This is a genomic window from Tatumella morbirosei (assembly GCF_000757425.2).
Classification (GTDB): domain Bacteria; phylum Pseudomonadota; class Gammaproteobacteria; order Enterobacterales; family Enterobacteriaceae; genus Tatumella; species Tatumella morbirosei.
Genome location: NZ_JPKR02000002.1, coordinates 1 through 25,713 on the forward strand (window position 1 = coordinate 1; position 25,713 = coordinate 25,713).

At 49.9% G+C, this 25,713-nt stretch carries 22 protein-coding genes, 1 tRNA gene and 2 other RNA genes; 13 read left to right on the forward strand and 12 right to left on the reverse strand.

All coding sequences use genetic code 11. The annotated features are described in order from the left end of the window. Positions 1 to 45: 45 nt before the first annotated feature. From HA49_RS20740 to HA49_RS01120, 4 genes are all read left to right on the forward strand, one after another. A non-coding RNA gene (locus HA49_RS20740) (RtT sRNA) lies at positions 46 to 165 on the forward strand. A gap of 36 nt (positions 166 to 201) precedes the next feature. Next, positions 202 to 277, forward strand: a tRNA-Lys gene (locus tag HA49_RS01115). A gap of 57 nt (positions 278 to 334) precedes the next feature. After that, a non-coding RNA gene (locus HA49_RS20745) (RtT sRNA) lies at positions 335 to 454 on the forward strand. A gap of 1,086 nt (positions 455 to 1,540) precedes the next feature. Then, positions 1,541 to 2,647 carry an SDR family oxidoreductase gene (locus HA49_RS01120; RefSeq protein ID WP_038019573.1) on the forward strand — a complete coding sequence of 369 codons (1,107 nt, stop codon included), beginning with the start codon at positions 1,541 to 1,543 and terminating at the stop codon, positions 2,645 to 2,647. 258 nt (positions 2,648 to 2,905) lie between these two features. On the opposite strand, the gene HA49_RS01125 is transcribed toward HA49_RS01120, so the two are convergent. Further along, positions 2,906 to 4,360 carry an AlkA N-terminal domain-containing protein gene (locus HA49_RS01125; protein WP_038019574.1) on the reverse strand — a complete coding sequence of 485 codons (1,455 nt, stop codon included), beginning with the start codon at positions 4,358 to 4,360 and terminating at the stop codon, positions 2,906 to 2,908. 160 nt (positions 4,361 to 4,520) lie between these two features. On the opposite strand from HA49_RS01125, the gene HA49_RS01130 reads away from it, so the two are divergent. Then, positions 4,521 to 5,006 (forward strand): methylated-DNA--[protein]-cysteine S-methyltransferase, encoded by a 486-nt coding sequence (locus HA49_RS01130; protein ID WP_038019577.1) that lies wholly within the window; start codon positions 4,521 to 4,523, stop codon positions 5,004 to 5,006. A gap of 48 nt (positions 5,007 to 5,054) precedes the next feature. Here HA49_RS01130 and zitB read toward each other — a convergent pair whose 3' ends face one another. Then, positions 5,055 to 6,041 (reverse strand): CDF family zinc transporter ZitB, encoded by a 987-nt coding sequence (gene zitB, locus HA49_RS01135; RefSeq protein WP_038019579.1) that lies wholly within the window; start codon positions 6,039 to 6,041, stop codon positions 5,055 to 5,057. Positions 6,042 to 6,314: 273 nt separating this feature from the next. Here zitB and aroG point away from each other — a divergent pair, with 273 nt between their 5' ends. Next, positions 6,315 to 7,370 (forward strand): 3-deoxy-7-phosphoheptulonate synthase AroG, encoded by a 1,056-nt coding sequence (aroG, locus tag HA49_RS01140; RefSeq protein WP_038019581.1) that lies wholly within the window; start codon positions 6,315 to 6,317, stop codon positions 7,368 to 7,370. A 60-nt stretch (positions 7,371 to 7,430) separates the two neighbouring features. Here the strand turns inward: aroG and gpmA are convergent, their stop codons facing one another. The 6 genes from gpmA to HA49_RS01170 form a co-directional block, all read right to left on the reverse strand. Further along, positions 7,431 to 8,183 carry a 2,3-diphosphoglycerate-dependent phosphoglycerate mutase gene (gpmA, locus tag HA49_RS01145; RefSeq protein ID WP_038019583.1) on the reverse strand — a complete coding sequence of 251 codons (753 nt, stop codon included), beginning with the start codon at positions 8,181 to 8,183 and terminating at the stop codon, positions 7,431 to 7,433. A 151-nt stretch (positions 8,184 to 8,334) separates the two neighbouring features. Beyond that, a complete protein-coding gene (galM, locus tag HA49_RS01150; protein ID WP_038019586.1) occupies positions 8,335 to 9,366 on the reverse strand; it encodes a galactose-1-epimerase in 1,032 nt (343 codons plus the stop codon). Next, positions 9,342 to 10,508, reverse strand: coding sequence for a galactokinase (gene galK, locus HA49_RS01155; RefSeq protein WP_038019589.1), 1,167 nt, complete (start codon positions 10,506 to 10,508; stop codon positions 9,342 to 9,344). The genes galM and galK overlap by 25 nt, the downstream gene beginning before the upstream one ends. 1 nt (position 10,509) lies before the next feature. Next, positions 10,510 to 11,553 carry a galactose-1-phosphate uridylyltransferase gene (gene galT, locus HA49_RS01160; RefSeq protein WP_038019592.1) on the reverse strand — a complete coding sequence of 348 codons (1,044 nt, stop codon included), beginning with the start codon at positions 11,551 to 11,553 and terminating at the stop codon, positions 10,510 to 10,512. A 219-nt stretch (positions 11,554 to 11,772) separates the two neighbouring features. Further along, a complete protein-coding gene (gene modF, locus HA49_RS01165; RefSeq protein ID WP_038019594.1) occupies positions 11,773 to 13,254 on the reverse strand; it encodes a molybdate ABC transporter ATP-binding protein ModF in 1,482 nt (493 codons plus the stop codon). A gap of 110 nt (positions 13,255 to 13,364) precedes the next feature. Continuing rightward, positions 13,365 to 14,138, reverse strand: coding sequence for a TOBE domain-containing protein (locus tag HA49_RS01170; protein WP_038019599.1), 774 nt, complete (start codon positions 14,136 to 14,138; stop codon positions 13,365 to 13,367). Positions 14,139 to 14,298: 160 nt separating this feature from the next. Between HA49_RS01170 and HA49_RS20750 the strand changes: the two genes are divergently transcribed. Further along, positions 14,299 to 14,457, forward strand: a complete 159-nt coding sequence (locus tag HA49_RS20750) for an AcrZ family multidrug efflux pump-associated protein (RefSeq protein WP_038019602.1) — start codon at positions 14,299 to 14,301, stop codon at positions 14,455 to 14,457. A gap of 48 nt (positions 14,458 to 14,505) precedes the next feature. Here the strand turns inward: HA49_RS20750 and HA49_RS01180 are convergent, their stop codons facing one another. Then, positions 14,506 to 15,324, reverse strand: a complete 819-nt coding sequence (locus HA49_RS01180) for a pyridoxal phosphatase (RefSeq protein ID WP_038019605.1) — start codon at positions 15,322 to 15,324, stop codon at positions 14,506 to 14,508. A gap of 156 nt (positions 15,325 to 15,480) precedes the next feature. Here HA49_RS01180 and pgl point away from each other — a divergent pair, with 156 nt between their 5' ends. Next, positions 15,481 to 16,473, forward strand: a complete 993-nt coding sequence (gene pgl / locus HA49_RS01185) for a 6-phosphogluconolactonase (RefSeq protein ID WP_038019608.1) — start codon at positions 15,481 to 15,483, stop codon at positions 16,471 to 16,473. Positions 16,474 to 16,528: 55 nt separating this feature from the next. Here pgl and HA49_RS01190 read toward each other — a convergent pair whose 3' ends face one another. Continuing rightward, on the reverse strand, positions 16,529 to 17,005 hold the full coding sequence (locus tag HA49_RS01190) for a kinase inhibitor (protein WP_038019611.1): 477 nt from the start codon (positions 17,003 to 17,005) through the stop codon (positions 16,529 to 16,531). Positions 17,006 to 17,119: 114 nt separating this feature from the next. Beyond that, positions 17,120 to 18,418, reverse strand: coding sequence for an adenosylmethionine--8-amino-7-oxononanoate transaminase (gene bioA, locus HA49_RS01195; RefSeq protein ID WP_038019614.1), 1,299 nt, complete (start codon positions 18,416 to 18,418; stop codon positions 17,120 to 17,122). 81 nt (positions 18,419 to 18,499) lie between these two features. On the opposite strand from bioA, the gene bioB reads away from it, so the two are divergent. From bioB to bioD, 4 genes are read left to right on the forward strand one after another with little or no spacing between them, the layout of a single operon-like run. Beyond that, positions 18,500 to 19,531 carry a biotin synthase BioB gene (gene bioB, locus HA49_RS01200; protein WP_038019616.1) on the forward strand — a complete coding sequence of 344 codons (1,032 nt, stop codon included), beginning with the start codon at positions 18,500 to 18,502 and terminating at the stop codon, positions 19,529 to 19,531. Beyond that, entirely contained in the window at positions 19,531 to 20,682 is a 1,152-nt protein-coding gene (gene bioF / locus HA49_RS01205; protein WP_038019619.1) for an 8-amino-7-oxononanoate synthase, read from the forward strand. The genes bioB and bioF overlap by 1 nt, the downstream gene beginning before the upstream one ends. After that, entirely contained in the window at positions 20,666 to 21,442 is a 777-nt protein-coding gene (gene bioC / locus HA49_RS01210; RefSeq protein ID WP_038019622.1) for a malonyl-ACP O-methyltransferase BioC, read from the forward strand. The genes bioF and bioC overlap by 17 nt, the downstream gene beginning before the upstream one ends. Next, a complete protein-coding gene (gene bioD, locus HA49_RS01215) occupies positions 21,439 to 22,122 on the forward strand; it encodes a dethiobiotin synthase (protein WP_038019625.1) in 684 nt (227 codons plus the stop codon). Before bioC ends, bioD begins: the two co-directional genes overlap by 4 nt. Here bioD and HA49_RS01220 read toward each other — a convergent pair. Further along, positions 22,115 to 22,831, reverse strand: coding sequence for an ATP-binding cassette domain-containing protein (locus HA49_RS01220; RefSeq protein WP_038019627.1), 717 nt, complete (start codon positions 22,829 to 22,831; stop codon positions 22,115 to 22,117). The genes bioD and HA49_RS01220 overlap by 8 nt on opposite strands. An 851-nt stretch (positions 22,832 to 23,682) precedes the next feature. Between HA49_RS01220 and uvrB the strand changes: the two genes are divergently transcribed. Further along, on the forward strand, positions 23,683 to 25,713 hold the full coding sequence (uvrB, locus tag HA49_RS01225) for an excinuclease ABC subunit UvrB (protein ID WP_038019630.1): 2,031 nt from the start codon (positions 23,683 to 23,685) through the stop codon (positions 25,711 to 25,713).

Below are 25,713 nucleotides of genomic sequence, written 5' to 3' on the forward strand. Positions count from 1 at the left end.
GAGCGAAGCGAGTCATCCTGCACGACCACCAGTTTTAGAAATACGCAGTGATAGTAGACGTGCAGCATGAGAACCTGCTGCAGGTTCGAGTCGAACGCAGTCAGACAACGTTGTTAGCAACGGCCCGCAGGGCGAGCGAAGCGAGTCATCCTGTACGACCCAGCATTTAGAAAGAGTGTCGCAATACAAAAATCCCTTAAGGGGTCGTTAGCTCAGTTGGTAGAGCATTTGACTTTTAATCAATTGGTCGCAGGTTCGAATCCTGCACGACCCACCAATTTAGAAAAGAGCACCCCGTTGTTATAAACAGCGGCGTGCTTTTTTCGTTTCAGAGCTCAGAAGCAAAACGTGCAGAATGAGAACCTGCTGCAGGTTCGAGTCGAACGCAGTGAGACAACGTTGTTTACAACGGCCCGAAGGGCGAGCGAAGCGAGTCATCCTGCACGACCCTCCCATTCAGAAAATACCCCCCGTTTTTGGTTAAAAATAGTTCTGTTCGCTGAAGCAGCATGACTCTGGATAGCTGAACGCTGTCACCCTGTTTAGTCAGAAGGTACGAAGGGCTGATAATATGAATAACCCCTGTGTGCGATCCTCTCAGACGCTGTCAGAGCAATAATAATGTTGCTGGTCCGGGTTATATGGTGATCAAGCACTTCTGTGTCAATGAGTGCGTGGCATGGCTACGGAAACGGGTGCCTTGTTATGTTGAATCTGTGAAACACAGAAGTCTTTCCTGCCTCTTATTAGCCCAGAAGCTCATCGCCAGATAAGTATTCAATTGTAATATTCTTTATATCGTGAAGATTAATCAGAAGAAGACTGCACTGGTTTATGTAAATAGCCTGCTAAGTTTGTAGGGTAAAGGTTAGCTCTGAATTCAAGGAGTTTAAACTTCCGGGGTGAGATTATTTCTAAATAAATCTTAAGCGGAATGTCATTAATTATAGTTTTGAACTTATTAATTATTAAGATTAAATTATGAATGTTAATAAATCACCTGCGGTGAATTAAATATTTTTACTGTTTTTCAGGCCAGGAAGATCAGCATCTCTGATATTAAACCGAAATTAAACCATGACGTTTTTTCTCGTGTGAAATATCAGGGTTGATACTATTCTTGTACAGAAGGTGATTTCTGTTATTACATGGGTTTTTGAGTGTATTTTTAGTGTAACAATATGATTGTATGTTTTTTTAGTGGTGGTGATTGGTATGTTACGGTGACGATAGTGATTTGTTCGTAAGAAATTTTTTTTCCGTGAAATAATTAAAAACACATCTGTCAGATTTTTAAAAATTGAATAAGATTACCAGGCGTATTTCCAAGGGTGATTTAATGTTCTTTATTACAGTTTGCTATTGGGTGAATGGTTTGCTGTCGTGGAGTGAACGTCGCGTACATAAAATAGGGGAGAGGTGTTTTCTCTGCCCGGCCAGGTAAAACAATAATTGCAGTAGAATGCAGGCATAACTACACCGGTAGGCCGGATAAATTTTTTATCTGGCCCTGTGAAGTTTATTTAACAATGATATGGTTATGAAAAAAATATTAATTACAGGTTCTACAGGTTTTCTTGGCGGAGCAGTTGTTGCCAGCCTTATCAAAAATCATCAGGACAGTCTGTTTCTACTGGTCAGAGCGAACTCAGCAGAAGAGGGCTGCCATCGGGTGCAGGCCAATCTGAAGAATTTTGGGCTGACTGAATCACAAATAAGGCGTATCACCCCTGCAGATATCATTCCAGGTGATCTTAGCTGTCCTCAGGATTTTATTGAGGATAACCGACTGGATGAAGTTACCCACGTTATTAATTGTGCTGCGGTAGCTTCGTTTGGTAATAATCCATCCATATGGAAAGTTAATGTCGATGGCACTTTTTTGTTTGCGCAACGGATGAGCAGGGTTGAAACACTGGAAAAGTTTATCCATGTTGGCACTGCGATGTCATGCGTCCCTCAACCAAATAGTCTTGTCACTGAAAACAGCCTGAATTCTACCCGCGAGCAACACGTTGTTGAGTACACCTGGAGTAAAGCAGCCATTGAAAAAAAACTCACGGAGTCTCTGGAAAACTTTCCGTTAGTGATTGCCAGGCCTTCGATTGTGGTTGGACACTCTGATCATGGTTGTTTACCTTCTGCAAGTATTTTCTGGGTATTCCGGATGGTGCTGATGCTGGGGAAATTTACCTGCGGGCTGCAGGATCGTATTGATGTTATCCCGGTAGATTATTGTGCCGATGCTTTAGTCATGTTGCTGGATGCTAAAGATGTTGTGAATGAGGTTATACATATTTCTGCTGGCACTCACAGTAGTGTGACTTTTGCTGAAATTGATCAGGCGATGGCGAAAGCTTCCGGAAAAAAAGCGTTGGGGGTTGATTACCAGAGAGTGTCTTATGAACAGCTCTCCGCCAGCCGCAAAAGTTTTAAAACAGTATTCGGTCCCTGTAATGAACGGATTGTATTACGCGCCATGAAGTTATACGGACATTTTTCTGAACTTAATGTTGTGTTTGATAATACAAAACTACTGAATCTTGGTATGCAAAAACCTTCCCGTTTCACTGATTACCTGGATAGATGCGTGATATCTACGCAGAACTCGACGATTGCTGATCTGATGCAGGTGGATTTCAAATAACTCTTCCAGCTCTTTGATTAAAATATGCTATCAGGGATCGTTTCACTGTTACTGGCGGGTCAGTCAGTAACAGAGTTTATTGCTGGCTAAAAAAGCAGCTCTGGTATTCAGTCAGCGTTGTTATCCCCCCGGACTCATTTTGGTTGTTGTGGCTGACAGTTATATGGGCGAATCATGAATTTTCTTCAAACTCCATTTATCAAAAGAGCATGAACCGTAATCAGTCATTTCACAGGGGGAAGGTCTGGTTGTTGCAGATTATTGTGTTCCCAGTGAGCGCCATAGCAGCATAACAGCATAGCTGCGCCACGGGCGCCATGGTTGTGACAACTCTTCGGCCTGCCGGGCGGTGACGCCACCTAATGCTTTTCGTATTGCAATATCTTCTTTCGGAAATGCGTCTGTCCATGAAAATGCACGCATCACAATATAGTGTGCGGTCCACGGACCTATGCCCGGCAGGCTGGTCAGGGAGTCCAACAGGTGCTGGTGGTCGATAGTATATTTTTCACTGAATAGTCCCCCACGGCAGGCTTCTGCCAGCGCGAGAATAGCTCTGATCCGACTACCCACGATTCCCAGAGAGCCAATGTCATCCGCGACGGCGTCACTAAAATTCTCTGGTCGCGGCGACAAGCGACTCAGTTCCGGAAACGGGGTGGTAACTGGCTGACCAAATCTGCGGGCCAGCCTGCTGCTCAGAGTGGTCGCTGCCGCGACAGTGACTTGCTGCCCAAGAATCGCCCTCAGTGCCAGCTCAAAGCTATCAAAGCAACCCGGGACTCTTTCCCCGGGATAAGCCTCTACCAGAGGTGCCAGTCTGGAGTCAGTTGCCAGTTGTGCTGCAATCAAATCTGGCTGGCAATTTAGGTCAAACAGTTGTCGCAGCCTCTGCAGTAGCAAAGGCAGTACCGGCGCCAGAGAATGACTGAATTCTACCTCAAGGCAGGATTGTTGAGGATGCTGACCCACTCGGATCCATCCTGAATATTCGCCGATAGCTACCGTTCGCAGGTAATGGCCATTATCGATCCACTCAACTTCTTTAATGCGTCTTTTTTCAAGAAATCGTAACAGAGCCGCCCAGTCAAAAGGAGGCCGATAAAACAACCTGACACAGGAAGTATCAGCGAAGCCGGTTGAAGGTTGCTGCGGCGCATTCTTTCTGAATGCCCCAGGAGATAAATGATACTGTTGCAGAAATACTGCATTAAACTGACGAATGCTGCCGAATCCACTGGCAAAAGCGATACTGGTGACCGGCAATTGGGTCTCACTAAGTAACTGGCGCGCCAGTCTCAGTCGTCTGCTCTGGCGAAGTTCGCCCGGGGTAACCCCTAACTGCTGGCTGATTATACGGCGTAGCTGGCGTTCACTGAGAGAAAACTGGCTGGCAATGGTCGCAATCCGGAAGTGTTGCTCCAATAATCCGGCTTCAACGGCATCGATTAATTGCTGACATAAAACGCCAGACTGGTCTATAGGCGCATGGCCCGGGGCCAGCTCCGGACGGCAACGCAGGCATGGGCGATAGCCCGCTTTTTCTGCCTGTTCGGCATAACGAAAAAACTGACAATTCTTGCGCAGCGGTGTTCTCGCCGGACAGACCGGGCGGCAGTAGATTCCGGTTGAGCGTACCGCGGTAAAAAACAGACCGTCAAATCGTCTGTCTCGACTTACCAGCGCCTGGTAAGCACTCTTCTCATCAGTCATAAGTCTCTCCCTTGAAACCTGATAAGTATAGAGCTGATTGCGTCAGTTACTGGCGGTATTCGGACATCAAAACAAAATAGACTGATGTCCGAAAACCGCCAGCGTATGCCCGAAACAGTGGCATAATAGGTTATCTGATTAAGTCACCGGAGCTCACTTCATGTACCGTTATAAACTATTGCTAACCCCGGTAGGAGAACTGACATTGATTGCCGGAGGTCAGGGGCTGGCGGCTGTGGCATGGGAAAATGAACGCCCGGCGCGTATCAGGGCCAGCGCTGAGCTAATGTCTCCGAATCATCCGTTACTGCGACAAGCAGCGGAACAACTCACCGAATATTTTGCCGGAGAAAGGCTGCGGTTTGAATTGCCTTTGCAGCCGGAGGGGACTGATTTTCAGTTGCAGGTCTGGCAGGCTCTTGCAGAAATACCTTACGGCGAAACCCGCAGCTATCGTGATATCGCCATCCGTATTGGTCGTCCGAAAGCGGTCAGGGCAGTCGGGGCTGCGAACGGGAGAAATCCTTTGTCGATTATTGTTCCGTGCCACCGGGTTATTGGAACTAATGGCAGCCTGACAGGTTTTGCCGGCGGTCTGCGGGTTAAACAACAGTTACTGGAACTGGAAGGGATTTATCCCGGTTAAATAACCTGTTTCAGAGGTTATTCCGGCAGTCACCTGCCGGTATTGAGGTCAGTGGTCGTGGCTGTCTTTTTGTGCCTCATGTGTATGTGCCCGATGAGAATGCGTTGAATGAGAGTGCGTTGAATGCGTCTCTGTGCGATGCATCAACAGGCATTCCATTTGCGGGCAGGGTTGGTATTCTATCTGCACTGTGGCATGATCTATCGAGTAATGATTCTGTAACCACTGGTGAATACGTTGCAACAGCAGGTCATGCTGATAATTAGGGATGACCTGAGCATGCAGGGTCAGTATATTCTGTTCCCCTACCTGCCAGAAATGCACATGGTGGACATGGCGTACTTCAGCAATATTCAGCGTCAGTTGCCTGGCCAGTTTATTCACATCGATTTCTGTGGGAGCACTTTCCAGCAGTTCCCGTGAACTTTGCCGCAACAGTTGCCAGGCGCTGCGGACTATCAACAGTGATACCAGTACAGACAGGATCGGATCAAACGGCGTCCATCCGGTCCAAATAATTAACAGCGCTGCGATAATTGCCCCGACCGATCCCAGCAGGTCTCCCATTACATGAAGTGCCGCACTCCGCACGTTCATATTCTGCTCTCCGTCGCCCTGGCGCAGCAGGAAAAAACAGAGAATATTCGCCAGTAAACCGGCCACCGCGATGGCTATCATCAGCCACCCTGAGACTGGAGCAGGGGAGAAAAAGCGCATGATTGCCTCCCGGACAATCAGCACCGTAATCACCAGTAAAGCCAGCGCATTGACGAATGCAGACAGCGTGGTCAGCCGTAACATGCCATAAGTCTGATGCGCAGAGGCTTTGCGTTGCGCAAAATGTGTAGCGAGCAAAGAGAGTAGTAATGCTCCGGCATCGGTCAACATATGTCCTGCGTCGGCCAGTAATGCCAGAGATCCTGATAACCAACCACCAATCACTTCAATCAGCATAAAAATCACAGTGACAATAAAAGCCGCAAATAGCCTGGAGCGGTTTAGGTTGCTCTGTGTGTGGGGATGAGTATGGGCCATAGCTGCGGGGTCCTGAAATTATTTTAGGATGTTAGTTAAACAGCTACCGTAATCCGGTGACTGAGGTGTTGTTGGACTTCAGTATGGCATAAGCCTGCAGGGAGTAAAAAACTGCGCAATTTTTTAGTCGAAAATATTTCTTTTCTCTGGGAGCAAATTAACAGACAGTGGTGATTATCCGGGCAAAATTGTCCTGTTGAAGCTGATTTACTCCTCTGGTACAGCAAGTTAGAGTACAGGGGACCATGTTGACTTATTTTTAACGGAAGTATTATGAACTATCAGAATGACGACTTAAGGATCAGAGATATTAAAGAGCTGCTGCCTCCGGTAGCCCTGTTGGAGAAATTTCCGGCTACCGCGGAAGCTGCCTCGACAGTATATCGTTGCCGCGAGGCGATTCAGAATATATTACAAGGACAGGATGATCGTTTGCTGGTAGTCATTGGACCGTGCTCAATCCATGATCCGAAAGCGGCTCTTGAATATGCCGGACGTTTATTGTCACTGCGTAACGAATTGGCTGCCGACCTGGAAATTGTTATGCGGGTCTATTTTGAGAAGCCACGCACTACGGTTGGCTGGAAGGGGCTTATCAATGACCCGGATATGGATGGCAGTTTCAGAATTAATGATGGTCTGAAAATTGCCCGGAAACTGCTGCTGGAGATCAATGACAGTGGATTGCCAGCCGCAGGAGAGTTTTTGGATATGATTACTCCACAGTATCTGGCCGATATGATGAGTTGGGGAGCGATTGGTGCCCGTACTACTGAATCGCAGGTTCACCGCGAACTGGCTTCAGGCTTGTCCTGCCCGGTGGGTTTTAAAAATGGGACCGACGGTACAATTAAGGTCGCTATCGATGCTATCAATGCCGCTTCAGCCGGACACTGTTTTCTGTCAGTGACCAAATATGGGCATTCGGCGATCGTCGAAACTCAGGGGAATAAAGATTGCCATATTATTCTGCGTGGCGGAAAAGTTCCGAATTACAGCGCAGGGGATGTTGAATCTGTTCGTCAGGGGCTGGTAAAAGCCGGTCTTAAGCCACAGATTATGATCGATTTCAGCCATGCGAATAGTCTGAAGCAGTTTCAAAAGCAGATGGATGTTGCCGATGACGTCGCAGCCCAGATTGCCGGCGGAGATCGTGACATCATGGGGGCAATGATCGAAAGTCATCTGGTAGAAGGAAATCAGAATCCGGACAGCGGTAAACCACTGGTTTATGGCCAGAGTGTGACTGATGCCTGTATTGGCTGGGAATCCACCGAAAAGGTGCTGAAACAGCTGGCATCCGCCGTACGTGAACGGCGTCAGAAGTAAAGAAAAAAACGGCCGGGTATTTATCCCGGCCGCGGATCGCTAACTGATATCAGTCGCGGATTACTTCGCTTTACCCTGATTCGCGACGGCAGCGGCTTTAGCTGCAATTTCGTCGGCATTCCCCAGGTAGTAGTGTTTCAGTGGTTTGAAGTTTTCATCAAACTCGTACACCAGTGGAACCCCGGTAGGGATGTTCAATTCCAGGATTTCATCTTCAGACATATTGTCCAGATATTTGATCAGTGCCCGCAGAGAGTTACCGTGCGCTGCAATAATCACTTTCTCACCACTTTTAATGCGCGGCAGAATGGATTGTTCCCAGAATGGGATAACGCGCTCAATAGTCAGAGCCAGGCTTTCTGTGGTCGGTAACTGTTCAGCGGTCAGTGAAGCATAACGCGGGTCATGGCCAGGGAAACGTTCATCACTGCGTTCCAGTTCCGGTGGAGTCACGGCGAAACCACGGCGCCACTGTTTCACCTGCTCATCACCGTATTTTTCTGCGGTTTCTGCTTTGTTCAGGCCTTGCAGAGCACCGTAATGACGTTCGTTCAGACGCCAGGATTTTTCAACCGGCAGCCACACCTGATCGAGTTCATCCAGCACATTCCAAAGAGTGTGGATAGCACGCTTCAGCACCGATGTGTAAGCAAAGTCAAAGCTAAAACCTTCATCTTTCAGTAACTTCCCTGCGGCTTTTGCTTCTCCGCGGCCCTTTTCAGACAGGTCCACATCGTACCAGCCGGTAAAGCGGTTTTCCTGATTCCACTGGCTTTCGCCGTGACGTACCAGAACAAGCTTGGTTACTGCCATCGCTTAACTCCTTAATGCTTGAAAAGTTCTATGATAATGGAAACTGTGCCAAAACCGGAAATATGCCCCGGACAGTATACTGGTTAACATAGCCGAAAACCGTCTCTGGCGTAAGTCCGGGCTGCCACTCTGCAGATGATTTCTCTGCAAATTATCGGACAACAAACTGATAACGGGTACAGGTGTTCATTTTTTCACCTGGCTTTAGCCAGCAATCTGGTTGTGGCCATTCAGAGTGGTTAGGGGAGTCAGGAAGAAAACCGCTTTCTAATGCGATCCCCTGATAGTCCTCATATTCTCCCTGCCTTGCCGGTGTTCCGGCCAGATAGTTACCGGAATAAAATTGCAATGCTGGTGCATCCGTAAATACTGCCACGCTTAGTTTTCCGTCTTCCGATGTTAAACAGGCCGCAGGTTCACTGTTATGGTCACGCGGGTTGAGCAGGAATGCATGATCGTAGCCGCGAACTTTTTTCTGGTCAGCATCGGTCAGAAAATCATCTGCGATTTTTTTCTCATGACGAAAATCAAATCCGTTTCCTGCCACTGGCTGAAGAGAATTATCCGGAATACCATCGGTGGCCACCGGCAGATAGTGGTCAGCAGTTATTTGTAACCTATGCTGGCGAGCATCACCTTGATTCGCGTCAAGGTTAAAATACGCGTGATTAGTCAGTACCACCGGACACAACTGGTCAGTTTCTGCTTCGTAACTGATTAGCAGCGAATTGTCGTCAGTGAGTTGGTAGCGTACCCGGGCTGTCAGGTTGCCCGGGAAGCCCTGATCACCGTCAGGAGAATGCAGCTGGTAAAGCACTTCATCGGGAGCCTGGCTGACAATCAGCCAACGGCGGTGGTTAAAACCCTCAGGCCCACCATGTAACTGATGTGGTGGCTGATTAGCCGCCAGTTGATGGCCGGTACGGGTTAACTTTGCCTGATTAATCCGGTTAGCATAACGGCCAATACAGGCACCCAGGTAGGACGACTGGTTCAGGTAATCGGCAGGAGAAGCACACCCCAATACCGCCTCACGCACTGAACCATCGGGCAGTGGCACTCTGGCAGACAGCCAGGTCGCACCCCAGTCCATAAAGGTGACATCCATCCCGTTGGCATTACGTAATACGGTCATCCGCCAGGGTTGACCATCAGGTGCTATTGACTGGTTGCTGTGTGACATGTTCCTGCCCCCTGTGATGCATTGCATACATAAAAGGTTTCAGTGATTCCCGTCTGCGAAGCATATTGTTCGGCTACCGCCTGACGGACGTTTTCTGCCAATCCTGCCGGTATCAGTGCAACAATACAGCCGCCGAAACCGCCACCGGTCATGCGAACCCCGCCCTGGTCACCAATCACTGATTTGACTATTTCAACCAGCAGATCAATCTGAGGTACGGTTATTTCAAAATCATCACGCATAGAAGCATGAGACTCAGCCATTAAGCGGCCAACCGTCACCAGGTCACCCTGGCTTAACGCTTCAGCAGCATCCAGGGTTCGTTGGTTTTCGGTCAGGACATGACGGACTCGTTTGGCGACCAGCGGATCAATCTCTGATGCCACCGCATTGAACTCATCCAGTGTAACATCACGCAGCGAGGCTTTGTTAAACAGACGGGCGCCGGTATCACATTGTTCCCTGCGGGTATTGTATTCACTACCTACCAGCGAACGTTTAAAGTTGGAATTGATGATAACTACGGCGGCATTTTCCGGGACAGAAACGGCCCGGGTCGCCAGTGAGCGGCAGTCCAGTAATAAAGCATGATCCTTTTTACCCAGAGCGGAAATCATCTGATCCATGATACCGCAGTTACAGCCGACAAACTGGTTCTCTGCTTCCTGGCCAATCAGTGCCAGTTCAGCCGGTTCAAGCGGTAAATGCCAAAGCTGCTGGATAGTGGTACCAATGGCAACCTCCAGAGAGGCTGACGAACTTAACCCGGCACCCTGCGGCACATTACCACTAATGACTAAATCCATTCCCTTAAACCCGTCATTACGCTGGCGTAAATGTTTAATCACACCACGAACGTAATTGGCCCAAAGGGGGCTTTTAACACTAACGATGGGTTCTTCCAGGGAAAATTCATCCTGGGCGTTATCATAATCGGCGGCAATCACCCGTACCCGATTGTCAGTACGTTTTGCACAACTGATAACTGTCTGATAATCAATAGCACAGGGCAGTACAAAGCCCTCATTATAATCAGTATGTTCGCCTATCAGATTAACTCGTCCGGGGGCCTGAAAAGTATGAGTTGCCGGATAGCCAAAAAGGGTATTGAAAAGAGTCTGGGTTTTTTCCTGTAATTGCATCTCAGCGTGCCTCATTAAAATGGATATCACTTAACGCCCGTAATTTTTCAGCGGCCTGTTCAGCGGTTAAATCACGTTGTGTCTCAGCAAGCATTTCGTAGCCCACCATAAATTTCCGTACGGTGGCAGAACGCAATAACGGGGGATAGAAATGCGCGTGGAGTTGCCAGTGCTGATTAGGCTCACCATTAAATGGTGCTCCGTGCCAACCCATAGAATAGGGGAAAGAGCAGCTGAACAGATTGTCATAACGACTGGTAAGTTTTTTAAGGATCAACGCCAGATCCCGGCTCTGTTCCGCATTCAGATCGGTCAGCCGAAGGACATGAGCTTTGGGTAATAACAGTGTTTCAAAAGGCCATGCCGCCCACCAGGGAACCACCGCCAGCCAATGCTCTGTTTCTACCACGGTACGCTGGCCGTCAGCCAGTTCTTTGGCGACATAATCCAGTAGCATGGGGGTGCCGTGCCGCTGATAATAGCTCCGTTGGTGGGTATCTTCGCGCTGTGCTTCATTAGGTAAAAAGCTGTTCGCCCAGACCTGACCATGCGGATGGGGGTTGGAACACCCCATCGCTGCGCCTTTATTCTCGAATACCTGAACCCAGGGATATTCTTTCCCCAACTCTTCAGTCTGTTCCTGCCAGGTAGTGACTATTTGTTGAAGCGATTCCAGCGGCAATTCAGGCAGGGTTTTACTGTGATCGGGAGAAAAACAGATAACCCGGCTGGTACCCCGCGCACTTTCACAACGCATCAGCAAATCATCACTTTCCGGAGCCTCCGGTGTGTCGGTCATCAGTGCGGCAAAATCATTGGTAAATACCCAGGTCCCGGTATAGTCGGGATTTTTATCGCCGGTGATGCGTTGATTACCAGCACACAGGAAGCAGTCAGGATCATGAGACGGCAGAGATGTTACTGCCGGTGTTTCTTGTGCACCCTGCCAGGGACGTTTTGCCCGGTGTGGGGAAACCAGCACCCATTGATCTGTCAGGGGGTTATAGCGGCGATGCGGGTGATCGACCGGATTAAATGTAGGCATAAATTATCCTGAATATCATCATGTCTGGTGAGCGGATATGCGATGAGACTAGCATAGTGAAACCGGAAATTTTGTGATCAGTGTGGAGTAATGGAAACGTTTACACAACAGGAAAATTGCGCAAACCTGAAGAATTAAGGTGGAGACTGATGTCCGGAATTTGGCTGACAACCGGCGGGATGTGTTTGACAGGGCCGGGGAATCCCGGCCCTTCAGTGATTATGAATCTTTCAGAGAATCCTGCTGAAAGCCATAACCGCCACCTTGCTTAGGCACAAAGGTCAGGCGATGAGTGATACAATCAGGTGCATCTTCGGCATGGTGTGACACAAACAGCAGTTGAGTACGGCCTTCACCAATCAACACATTCACAAACTGACGAATCAGTTGCCGGTTAATCGCGTCCAGTCCCTGTAAAGGCTCATCAAGGATCAACACCCGCGGATGCTTAACCAGCGCTCGTACAATCAAAACCAGGCGTTGCTGGCCCCATGACAGGCTGTGGAAAGGGGCGGAAGCCAGCGAGTTATCCATTCCCAGCAAGGCCAGCCATTGTGTCGCCAGCTGATTTTGCCGGTCCGATACTGCCTGATATAAACCGATAGAATCGAAGAATCCGGACAGGATAACCGTACGTACTGTCGCACTGACACGGTATTCCAGGTGCAGGCTACTGCTGACATAACCGATATGTTGCTTGATATCCCAGATGGTCTCTCCACTGCCACGACGAATACCAAACAGGGTTAAATCATTACTGTATCCCTGGGGATGGTCGCCGGTGACCAGGCTGAGCAGGGTCGATTTACCTGCACCATTCGGCCCTGTGATTTGCCAGTGCTGGCCCGGATCTACCTGCCAGTTCAGACCGTCAATGATTAACTTATCGTCCCAGGAGACTTTACCGTTGCGCAGGATAATGGGGGACTGTGTGTCATTCTCACCATTGTCAGGTGCAGGATCATCTGCTGCCGGCAACGACACCGATTTTATTTTTTCGCTGTGCGCCAGTTGAATAATCAACGCCTGCTTGAGTATTTCGGCCCGCGGGCCGATATGGCTTAAGGTTCCTTCAGCCAGTACACCGACATGATCGACAAACTCCGGGATATCTTCAAAACGATTGAGAACCAGCACCAGCGTTGTCCCTTGCTGGCTCAAAGAATGTAACTGACGGCTCAGGTTTTCTCTGGAGCCGACATCCAGACCGTCAAAGGGCTCATCCAGCACCAGTAAATCCGGGGCAGACATCAGTGTTTTACAGAGTAACGCTTTGCGTGTTTCCCCCGTCGACAAAAACTTGAATGGCCGGTCGAGCAAATGCTCAATAGCAAACTGTTCGCTTAGCATCCGGCAACGCGATTCATCCGCGACCTCATCCATAATAATCTGTCGGGTCAGCCGGCCATCTTCGCTTTCGCCTTCACTGTAGAGGTCAGTATTATTTCTCTCCCACTCGGCAGCCACCAGTTGTGACAGCTGTTCCAGGGATAAGCGAACGGCACGTTTAAAGCCCTGATGAACGGTACCGGTGGTAGCTGGCAGTTCTGCGGTCACCGCTTTGGCCAGTGATGACTTGCCGCTGCCATTGGTCCCGACGAAAGCCCAGCTGTCTGCGGATTTTATTTCCAGTTGCTCAATGTGAAGTTTCCAGTGTTTACCCTGGCGAAACGTGCCTTGCGTTATTTGCAACGATGTCATGTTGTGTTCCGTTTTATGCATTGTTTTACACAGTTGTATCTGCCCGGGGAATACTTGTCAAACTTAAAGCAATGCAGACAGGAGGCAGGAGGGATTCCTGCCTGAGTGGGTTAGTTCAGACTGGCCAGTAAGGCATTTTCGGGGCGAAAGCTGGCTTGTACGTGCTGGCCAACAGTAAAATTATGCTCACCAGACGGATACGTGGCACATAACGTTTCACCATTCGCCAGTTGCATAATCACTTCATCACTGGCGGGTCCGTGGGCAATATGGCTGATCACGACCGGGAACTGGTTGGCAGCGTTGACCGTTTCCGGATGAATCTGTAGCCAGGAAGCTTTAATCAATACCAATACCTCTTTACCGTCAGACAACAAAAGCCGGTGACTGCTGTCGCGGGTAATTGAAACCCGGACAATAGTCTGTTTATCGCTGAGCAGAACGCTGATGATGTCAATCGGCCCGGCATGGTCTATAGCACTGACGGTGCCGAACAACTGATTGCGGGCACTGGTCTGTAGTGAGGATCGGGCGATGGCCGCCAGCAGGCTGTTAAGGGGTAAGGTATCTTTTTGCAAATTATCGAAGGCTTTTTGCTGAATTTGTTCCAGCAACTGATAAAGCTGAATTAACCGCTCACCATAGGCAGTGAGGTAAGCGCCACCACCTCCTTTCCCGCCGGTATTACTGGCCACTACAGGGTTTTCTGCCAGTGTATTCATTTCATGTATGGCATCCCAGGCGGTTTTGTAGCTAATCCCGGCCTGGCGGGCACCCTGGCTGATAGAGCCGGTCTGCTGAATTGCCCGGAGTAACCTGATTCGGCGCGGATCGGCAAACAACTTATTGCTGAGGTGGATATTTAATGAGATGTCAGCCTGCATAGTCGCTCCTGCTTCGGGATATTTACCGGATTACCGGCGGGATAGTAGCATCAGCCAGGTGCACGGAATAAGCCCCGCCCGCGTTAAAGCACAAAAAGCAATGGGCTTTCATCGATCCTCCCGGTAAACTGGCTTTTTTGGTGAACCTACCGAGGTTGATATGCTCGAACTGCTCGAAAGCCTGCTGATGGCGATTATCATGGTACCTGTTGTGATGGCCCTTATGTTGGGACTGATCTACGGACTGGGAGAATTATTCAACCTGATTTCTGGTTCACGTCGTCATGACCAGGCATCACAACAGACGACTCATTCGTAATCTGTAAGTGTCTGCCTGTCCGGAAAAGGCAGGCAGACCATCTCAGAATCACAGCACCTTTGCGTAAATCGCTTCTGCAATCGATGGACGGTTATTATCACCAATTACCCATCCGGCTTTGTCCTTAATGGCCTCATCTGCATTACCCATAGCAACACCCAAACCGGCGGTTTCCAGCATGCTCAGGTCATTATAATTGTCGCCGAAGGCAATCACGTCATGCATTGATAATCCCCGGGTTGCCAGCCACTGGGCCAGACGTTTGCCTTTGCTATTCCCTTGTCGGGCAATATCCACTTGATCCACCCATGACCATTCGCAGGTCACCCGAGCTTCATCGGCAATTCGTAGTGCAAAATCCTGTAACTGAGGGATATTGTCGTGAGAGAGGGCAAACTTCCACAACCGGTCTGACTGCCTGGCGGCACCGGCCAGACTTCCGACCCTGGTAAAAACCGGACGCTGCTCCACAGGCAGAGTTTCTCCCCAGGCTTTGGTTCGGATGACATGTGGGGTGGGTTGTTCGTAGAGCATGGCATCATCGGCATATAACAGGCCCTTTATGCCTTCTTCATCCAGCCGCTGAATGACTTTTTCAACCTGATCGACAGACATCGGGTCATTGTCCAGCACCTGCCGCTGCTGATAGTCATACAGATAGGTACCGTTACAGCAAATGGCCGGGGCTGTGAGTTGTAATGTCTGATAAAACGGGTGAATAGCACTATGATGGCGGCCTGTGACGATTAATATTTCAATCCCGGCTGCGCGGGCTTTTGACAGAGCTTCAACAGACTCTGGCAAAATCTTTTTTTCAGACGTCAGCAGCGTTCCGTCCAGATCAAGGGCAATAACACGATAGCTCATAGTGGAGTTTACCTGAAGAGAGAACAGACTTTGGAGTCTACCCCGGTTCCGCAGGTGCCAGCAAAAAACCGCATCAATAAATCATTTTTTGCGTCCGGATATTGCGTTACAGTGGGGGAAACCCGAAAAATCACCGATTCCAGGTAAGGAGAATTCATGCAACAAGTTGTTTATATTGCCAGTCCCGAAAGCCAGCAAATTCATGTCTGGCAGCTTTCTGAGGCCGGATCACTGACGCTATTGCAGGTAGTTGATGTCGACGGGCAGGTGCAGCCGATGGTGGTTAATCCTCATAAATCGGTGTTGTATGTGGGTGTGCGTCCTGATTTTCGTGTGATAGCGTTCGCGATTGCGGCTGACGGCAGCTTAACTGAAGCCGGGCACGCTGCATTGCCGGGCAGCGCAACTCATTTATCAACCGACCATCAGGGCAACAACTTGTTTGCCGGCTATTATCATGACGGGCTGGTCACGGTGACACCACTGGATGCACAGGGGTTGCCACAGTCGGTCAGTCAGACTCTCTCCGGGCTGGACGGTTGCCATTCGACCAATCTCAGCAGCACAGAACTGTTATATGCTCCTGCTCTGAAGCAGGACCGCGTATGTGCGTTTCGCTGGAATAGCGATGGTACACTGATTGAACCGGCCAGCGGGCAGATTTCGACCCGTCAGGGCGCAGGGCCACGACATATGGCCTTTCATCCCAACGGTAAATTCGGCTATCTGGTGAATGAACTGGACAGTACGGTGAGCGTACTGAAGCTGAATGCTCAGGGAGCAGAAACGATCCAGACTCTGGATATGATGCCGGAAGATTTCAACGGTACCCGCTGGGCGGCTGATATTCATCTGACACCAGACGGACGTTTTTTGTATGCCTGTGATCGTACCAGCAGCACTCTGACTATTTTCTCTGTCAGTGACAGTGGTGATGAATTGGTTATAAAAGGTTTCTGGCCGACGGAAACTCAGCCACGTGGTTTTAATATTGATAAGTCTGGAAAATATCTGATTGCTGCCGGGCAGAAATCACATCATATCGGGGTCTATGCCATAGCTGCGGATTCAGGGACACTGAGTGATCTGGGACGGTATGCGGTCGGGCAGGGGCCAATGTGGGTGACTATCCATCAGATCAGCGCGTAGCACTCAGCCCTGCAGGGAGGTTGCCCGCGGGTAAGCGGCAATCTCCCTGATAAAATCAGTTAAATGTCACTGTCAGACTGGCACTGGCCAGGGCATGAAAATGGACATTGAAGCCGACCATGGCACCGCTGGCATCGCTGGAAAGATCCAGTTTATCGGTATCCATCGCATGTACCGTGAACACATAGCGGTGTTTTTCACCCTCAGGCGGTGCAGCACCACCGTAAGCTGAGGTGCCGAAATCAGTACGGGTTTGTAACGCTCCGGCAGGCAGATCTGCCTTCCCTGACCCGGCACCTTGTTCAATCTCGGTCACTTCTGCCGGAATGTTGATGACAACCCAGTGCCACCAGCCACTGCCAGTAGGCGCATCCGGGTCAAAACAGGTAATGACAAAACTGCGTGTTCCTGCCGGTGCACCTTCCCACTGTAGCTGAGGTGACAGATTCTTACCCTGATAGCCCATGCCATTAAACACCTGGGCTTGCGGCATAGTTTGTCCGTCTGATAAATCCTGACTGAATAAGCGCATTTTGTCTCTCCTGATATCGATAACTCGCAGATTGTAACCCATCACCAGCACAAAATCTGCGTAACAGACAGCCGCCTGGTCAGGCGTTTATCCGGGGATGGACGAAATAAAAGTCTATTCCGGAAGGATAAACAGTGACGGCTGTACAACCGCCATCTGGATGGCCACGGTCAGACGTGACAGCTCTTCAGGCGTGACAATATAGGGTGGCATCAGATAAATTAGCCGTCCAAAAGGCCGTATCCATACCCCTTGCCGGACAAAAAATTGCTGAATTTCTGCCATTCTTACCGGGTAATGACACTCAACGACTCCAATCGCGCCCAGTACCCGAACATCGGCAACCAGAGGGCAATCATCCAGTGGCATTAACTGTTTTTTTAGTTGCTGTTCAATATGGCTGACCTGCCGCTGCCAGTGACCTTCTTCCAGCAGGGCCAGACTTTCACAAGCCACAGCACAGGCCAGCGGATTGCCCATAAAGGTCGGACCATGCATAAAGCAGCCTGCAGGACTGCGACTAATTTTATCGGCGACTTTCTCTGTAGTGAGAGTGGCTGAAAGTGTCATAGTACCGCCGGTCAGACCTTTACCTACACACATAATATCCGGTGATATACCGGCATGTTCACAGGCGAACAACCGCCCCGTACGCCCAAAGCCGGTGGCTATCTCATCTGCGATCATCAGGACCCCGTACTGATCACATAATTCTCTGACTTTTCGCAGATATTCCGGATGATAAAAGCGCATTCCGCCGGCGCCCTGAACTATGGGTTCCAGAATGACAGCGGCCAGTTGCTGGTGTTGTGCCGCCAGCATTTGTTGCATTTCAGCAATATCACTCTCCTGCCATGAGTCATAAAATCTGGTCGCCGGGGCAGAAACAAACAGATGCTCAGGCAGGTAACCTTTCCAGAGGGCATGCATGGAATTATCAGGATCACAGACTGACATAGCAGCGAAAGTATCTCCATGATAACCGTGGCGGACTGTCAGGAATTTATTGCGTGGGAGCGTATCCCCACTGTAATACTGGACAGCCATTTTCATTGCCACTTCAACTGCCACCGATCCTGAATCGGCCAGGAATACCTTTTCCAGACCCGCCGGAGCCATAGACACCAGCTTACGGCATAATGCTACCGCCGCAGGATGGGTGATCCCGCCAAACATCACATGTGACATCTGTTCCATTTGTTCGGTGAGTGCATGATTCAGTCGCGGATGGTTGTAGCCGTGGATAGCTGCCCACCATGAGGACATGCCCTCGGTTAGCCGGCGACCATCTGCCAGTGTCAGGGTACATTGGTGCGCTGAAACTACCGGATAACAGGGCAAAGGATCGATCATTGAGGTATACGGATGCCAGATATGCTGGCGGTCAAATGCGAGGTCTTCGGCTGTAAACATTGTCTTGTAAACCAAATTAAAAAGATTTAGTTTACAAGTATACGTATAACAGTCGCATTTGTTAATTATTCGGAGCATGTCATGTCAGAACGCTGGACGCTTTCCCGGGCCGGAGCCTTGTTTGAAAAACCGCTACTGGAACTCCTTTTTGAAGCTCAGCAGGTCCACCGCCGCCATTTTGACCCGCGTAAAGTACAGGTCAGCACATTGTTATCCATCAAAACAGGAGCCTGTCCGGAAGACTGCAAGTATTGTCCGCAGAGTGCCCGTTATAAAACCGGGCTGGAATCAGAACGCCTGATGGAAGTTGAGGAAGTTCTGGCTTCGGCACGTAAGGCACGACAGGCAGGGTCCGGACGTTTCTGCATGGGAGCGGCCTGGAAGAACCCGCATGACCGCGATATGCCTTACCTCGAAAAAATGGTCGCCGGGGTAAAAGCGATGGGGATGGAAACCTGTATGACTCTCGGTACACTGACTTCGGCTCAGGCTGATCGGCTGGCGAAAGCCGGGCTGGATTTTTACAATCACAACCTCGATACCTCTCCTGAATTTTACGGCAGCATTGTGACTACCCGTACCTATCAGGAACGGCTTGATACGTTAGGTGCGGTCAGGGAGGCCGGGATGAAAATTTGCTCCGGGGGGATCGTCGGGCTGGGAGAAACTGTCACCGACCGTGCCGGATTACTGGTTCAACTGGCTAATCTGCCGGTTCCACCGGAAAGCGTGCCTATCAATATGTTGGTAAAAGTCAAAGGAACGCCACTGGCCGATAATGACGATGTTGATCCGTTTGATTTTATCCGGACTATTGCTGTTGCCCGCATCATGATGCCAGCTTCCTACGTGCGTCTGTCTGCCGGACGGGAGCAGATGAATGAGCAGACTCAGGCCATGTGTTTTATGGCAGGTGCTAATTCCATTTTCTATGGCTGTAAATTACTCACCACAACCAATCCTGAAGAAGACAGTGATTTACGACTGTTCCGGAAACTGGGTTTGAATCCGGAGCAAAATTATACCGAACAAGGTGATAATGGTCGTGAGCAGGAGTTACAGCAGGCGTTACAGGAAAGTGATACCGCATTGTTCTACAATGCGGCGCTGTAATGAGCTGGCAACAGAGAATCGACACGGCGCTCGATAGTCAGAGAAGTAAAGGGCTATGGCGTCAGATGCTGCCGGTAACGACCTATCCGCAGGGAATTTTGTCGGATCAACACCGACAGTATATCCATTTTTCCTCTAATGATTACCTCGGGCTCAGTCGGAATCCGCAGGTTATTGAAGCATGGCAGCAGGGATTAAACCACTGGGGGGCAGGGGCAGGGGCCTCCGGTCACGTCACCGGCTATACTCCGGCCCATCAGCAGCTGGAACAGTTATTGGCGGACTGGCAAGGGTATGATGATGCCCTGTTGTTCAGCAGCGGGTTTGCCGCCAATCAGGCGCTAATTTTCGCTCTGACAGGGCAACATGATCGTGTACTGGCGGATAAGCTAATGCATGCTTCTTTGCTTGAGGCTGCCTCACTCAGTCCAGCCACCCTGTGCCGGTTTCAGCACAATAGTCCTGACAGTTTGCAGCGGCTGTTAGCCCGGTCCTGTGACGGTGAAACACTGATCGTTACCGAAGGTATTTTCAGTATGGATGGCGATAGTGCCCCTCTGACAGAGCTTCGCCAACTTGCCACACAGTCAGAAAGCTGGCTGGTCGTGGATGACGCTCACGGCATCGGCGTTTGCGGGCCAGAAGGCCGCGGCAGCTGTCATCAGCAAAGCATAATGGCCGATATTCAGATAGTGACCTTTGGTAAAGCATTGGGGGTGGCGGGCGCTGCAATATTATGTTCGAAACCGGTCGCGGATTATCTTCGTCAGACCGCACGCCATTTGATTTACAGCACAGCAATGCCTCCGGCTCAGGCTGACGCTATTCGTACAGCAATCACGCTGGTGCGTCAGGGCGATGAATTACGTGAGCAGTTACGGCAGAATATTGCGTTTTTCCGTCGTCAGATGAGTGGACTTAGCTGGGATCTTTTACCTTCGGACAGTGCGATTCAGCCGCTGATCATCGGTGATAACCATCTGGCACTTCAGTTGTCTGCAGAACTGCGCCAGCGTGGATTCTGGATTAATGCTATCCGGCCACCGACAGTACCGGCAGGCAGCGCCAGGTTGCGTATAACGTTATCTGCTGCCCATCAGAAACAACAGATAGAACAGCTGGTGGAGCAGTTATATGCACTGGGAAGCTGATGAACAACCCACTATACCGGTCAATAAATCAGCCATCGGCCGGGCATTTGGCCGGGCGGCGGAGAATTACGAACAGTATGCTACTTTGCAGAAAATCACTGGCGATCGCCTGCTAATTCTTGCGGATCTGCCCAAAAAAGGCCGGGTATTAGACGCTGGTTGCGGAAGCGGAAAATACAGCCGTTATTTTTCAGGCCAGGGCTATCAGGTGACTGCACTGGATATTTCCGCAGAGATGTTGCGAACCGCCCGGGAGCGTGATCCGCAACCCTGTTACCTGCAGGCGGATATTGATGCGCTGCCCGTTCGAACGCAAAGTTTTGATGTTATCTGGAGCAATCTGGCTCTGCAGTGGAGCGCTGATCTGAAAAAGGCCCTGGGAAAGCTGCGTCTGGCATTAACTCCGGGCGGCTCACTGTGTTTCTCTACTGTGGCAGCAGGGTCACTACCGGAAGTCGATCAGGCATGGAGGGCGTTAGACAATACCAGTCATATAAACCAGTTTTTATCTCCCGGGGAGATTGCCCGTGCGGCAGAGGGGTATGGCATACGGCTTTACCATGAACAGATTACACTCAGGTTCCCGTCCGTCAGAGCAGCATTGTGGTCGCTAAAAGGGGTTGGGGCCAGTTATTTGCATCGGCGGGATGAAGGATTACCACTGACCCGACAACGCCTCGCATTGTTGGACGCCGGATGGCCGAAAGACTCTCAGGGTTACCGGCTGAGTTATCAGATAGTGTATGGAGTATCAGAATGAAGAATTGCTGGTTTATCACCGGAACCGATACCGAAGCAGGTAAATCGGTGGCCACCTCGGCTTTACTACAGGCGGCAATGGGTCAGGGTTGGCGTGCTGCCGGTTATAAGCCGGTGGCCTCCGGTGCTGAGCGTACCCCACAGGGGTTGCGTAACAGTGATGGCTTACTGTTACAGCGCTCAGGATTGGCCGGGCTAAACTACAGTGAAGTCAATCCGTTGGTCTTCGAAGAGGCGACATCTCCGCATATTGCCAGTGCCGCAGAAAACCGGCCAATTACGCAGCAGGTCATGTCTGCCGGACTGCGTCATCTGGAACAGAAAGCAGACTGGATTGCGGTAGAAGGGGCGGGAGGCTGGTTTACCCCTCTGGCAGACGAGTTGCTATTTTCCGACTGGGTAGTATCGGAACAGTTACCGGTTATCCTGGTCGTTGGCATGAAACTGGGGTGCATTAACCACGCGTTATTGACGGCTAATGCTGTTCAGTCAGCAGGACTTAAGCTTGCTGGCTGGATTGCTAACAGTGTACAGCCCCCACAACATCGTCATAAGCCTTATCTGCAAACACTGATCCAACGGCTACCGGCACCCTTGCTTGGTGAAATCCCACAGTTAAGCGGTGAACAGCAATTTGCTTCCTGCGGGAAATACGTTGATTTACCCGCGGTTGTCAGCTGACCGTCATCCATTTGTTAATGATACCTTCATCCAGTTGATTGACCCGGCCATTCGCCACATTGCGTCCCCGGTGGAGTAACAGAAAATAGTCGGCAACACGACGGATGAAGGATACTCGCTGTTCAAGTAATAATATGGTCATTCCATATTCATGATTCAGACAGCGCAGCAGATTGCCCATATCTTCTTCCAGCCAGGGCGACATTCCACCGGTGGGTTCATCCAGGATAAGCAACTTAGGTTCCAGGACCAGAGCTCTGGCCAGTGCCAGTTGTTGCTGCTGATCCAGCGCCAGATCGCCACTGCGTTGATGACGTAAATCATACAGATGAGGGAAAAGATCAAAAATCATTTGTGGTATGGCATGAGGAGGTGTGCTTTGGGCGGCTTTCAGAGCAATAACCAGATTATCTTCGACACTCATTTGTGAAAATATCTGTCGCCCCTGAGGAACATAACCGATGCCCATTCGGGCGCGTTGTTCTGAAGGTTGCTGTTTTAAATCTTTGGGTGGGGAATTCTTCTCCTGCCAGGTAATCGTGCCACTATTCACCGGCAGATAGCCCATAATACAGTTCACCAGAGTCGTTTTCCCCATCCCCGGCTGGCCCAGCACAGCAGTGCAGGTGCCGGGCATCAGGTCCAAATCTACATCCCAGAGAATATGATTTTGACCATAAAACTGATTGATTGCACGTAAACTCAGCATCTGTTGCACTCCTCTGTGTGGGTAACGCCAGGCCAATGAGCGAATGTCCTGTGACTTCGCGCCATCTCTCCCTCAGGCGACAGCTTTAGAATGATTAAAGCAATTATCAGGCCAGTAATGAAATAATTGGTTTTGAGTGCAGGGAATAGCATCAGGTCTGTGATATGAATCCCGTTTCATTGAGACAGGTGTGCGGAACGAACCGGGATTGCACTTTGCAGGTGCTCACCGGAAAGTTTTACGGTGCATTTTGACCTGGAAAAAGGCAAAAAATCTGAAGAGGACTACTTGATTACAGTTAAATATAACGAAAAAAGTGAGGGTGACAACAAATTGAAAAACGCAGAAGTTTCGCAAAAAAAAAGCTGAAAAATTTTTTTTGGAGCTGTCCCGGAGGGGATAGGGATTTTATTCACAGCTGATTCCGTCAGGGTTAAAAACACTTATCCACCATTCCTGTGGATAACTATGTGCATTAGCAGCTTAAAACAGAGCTGACCCAAGGATATATGCGGCCTGGCAACGGGCTGGCTGTAAATCGGACTCCTGATAATAATTCTAAATTTTCAAATAGTTAATTAAAATCAACCCTGAGCAGGTTGCACCAGAGCATTCTAAGGATAATTTGTTACATTAACTTGACAAACAGAACAACAGCTGAGTTGGCGGTGGATAACCTGCGGGGCAGAAAATTATCGCCCGTGACGTAAAATTAATTCGTATAGAATTCCGTTACTCACGTTATTCGCCGGGGGCTAACTGTGTGCATATCCAGTATTCAGGCTGGCATATTTTGGGGTAGTGAGTAAACTAGTCAGCCCACCCGATAAAAAGCAACAGGTGACCAAACGATGAGCAAGGCTTTCAAACTTCACTCCGAATTTAAACCGTCAGGTGACCAGCCAGAGGCTATCCGGCGGCTGGAAGAAGGTCTGGAAGACGGACTGGTACACCAGACATTGCTTGGGGTTACCGGTTCAGGTAAGACATTTACGATTGCTAACGTCATTGCTGACCTTAACCGGCCAACCATGGTATTGGCTCCGAATAAAACACTGGCAGCTCAACTCTATGGTGAGATGAAAGCCTTTTTTCCTGACAATGCTGTCGAATATTTCGTCTCTTACTACGATTATTATCAGCCAGAAGCCTACGTTCCCAGTTCAGATACCTTTATAGAGAAAGATGCGTCGGTCAACGAACATATCGAGCAAATGCGATTGTCGGCGACTAAGGCACTGCTGGAGCGTCGCGATGTTATCGTGGTGGCTTCGGTATCGGCAATCTATGGTTTAGGCGATCCTGACCTGTATCTGAAAATGATGTTGCACCTCAGCCGTGGGATGATTATTGATCAACGCAGTATTTTGCGACGGCTGGCTGAACTGCAATATACCCGTAATGATCAGGCATTCCAGCGCGGTACTTTCCGGGTACGAGGTGAGGTTATCGATATTTTTCCTGCAGAATCAGACGAAATTGCTCTGCGGGTGGAATTGTTTGATGATGAGGTAGAGCGACTGTCGATTTTTGACCCGTTGACGGGGCAGGTAGCGCAAACAGTGCCACGTTATACCGTCTATCCTAAAACGCACTATGTCACACCGCGTGAGCGAATTATCCAGGCGATGGAAGAAATCAAGGTTGAACTGGCTGATCGTCGTCGGGTATTGCTGGAAAATAATAAATTGCTCGAAGAGCAGCGTATTACACAGCGGACCCAGTTTGACCTGGAGATGATGAATGAGCTTGGTTACTGCTCAGGCATTGAAAACTATTCCCGTTATCTGTCCGGGCGTGGTCCGGGAGAGCCACCTCCGACGTTATTTGATTATCTGCCGGCAGACGGTTTACTGGTTGTGGACGAATCCCATGTCACTATCCCACAGATTGGCGGGATGTATCGCGGTGATCGGGCCCGTAAAGAAAATCTGGTGGAATACGGTTTCCGCCTCCCTTCTGCGCTCGATAACCGGCCTCTGAAATTTGAAGAGTTTGAGGCTCTGGTCCCACAGACTATCTATGTCTCGGCGACTCCCGGGGCTTATGAGCTCGAGAAATCTGGTGATGAGGTCATCGATCAGGTGGTACGCCCCACCGGATTACTTGACCCGATCATTGAAGTCCGGCCGGTGGCGACACAGGTGGATGACCTGCTGTCGGAGATACGCCAGCGAGCTGAAATTAATGAACGCGTTCTGGTCACTACGCTAACCAAACGTATGGCTGAAGATCTGACGGAATACCTGGAGGAGCATGGCGAACGGGTACGTTATCTGCACTCTGATATCGACACGGTGGAAAGAATGGAGATCATCCGTGATTTGCGCTTAGGGGAGTTCGATGTGCTGGTGGGGATTAACCTGTTGAGGGAAGGGCTGGATATGCCAGAGGTTTCTCTGGTCGCCATTCTGGATGCAGATAAAGAAGGTTTTTTACGTTCAGAACGTTCGCTGATTCAGACCATTGGGCGTGCTGCTCGTAATATTAACGGTAAAGCTATACTCTACGGAGATCGTATTACGCCATCAATGGCACGGGCTATAGAAGAAACCGAACGGCGCAGAGAGAAACAACAGGCCTGGAATACCGCTCAGGGAATTGTTCCGACACGGCTCAACAAGAAAGTCACCGATATTCTGGAGCTGGGACAGGGCATTGCCCGGACCAAAGGTAAATCTCATGATAAACGCCAGAGTTCCGGACGTGCGGCGGAGAACAGTGGTCAGTATGCGGCACTGACTCCACAGGCTATGCAGAAGAAGATTACTGAGCTGGAAGCCCGGATGAATAAACATGCGATGGATCTTGAGTTTGAGGAAGCCGCACGGGTCCGTGATGAATTGCACGAAATCCGTGCCCTGTTTATTGCGGCTTCCTGA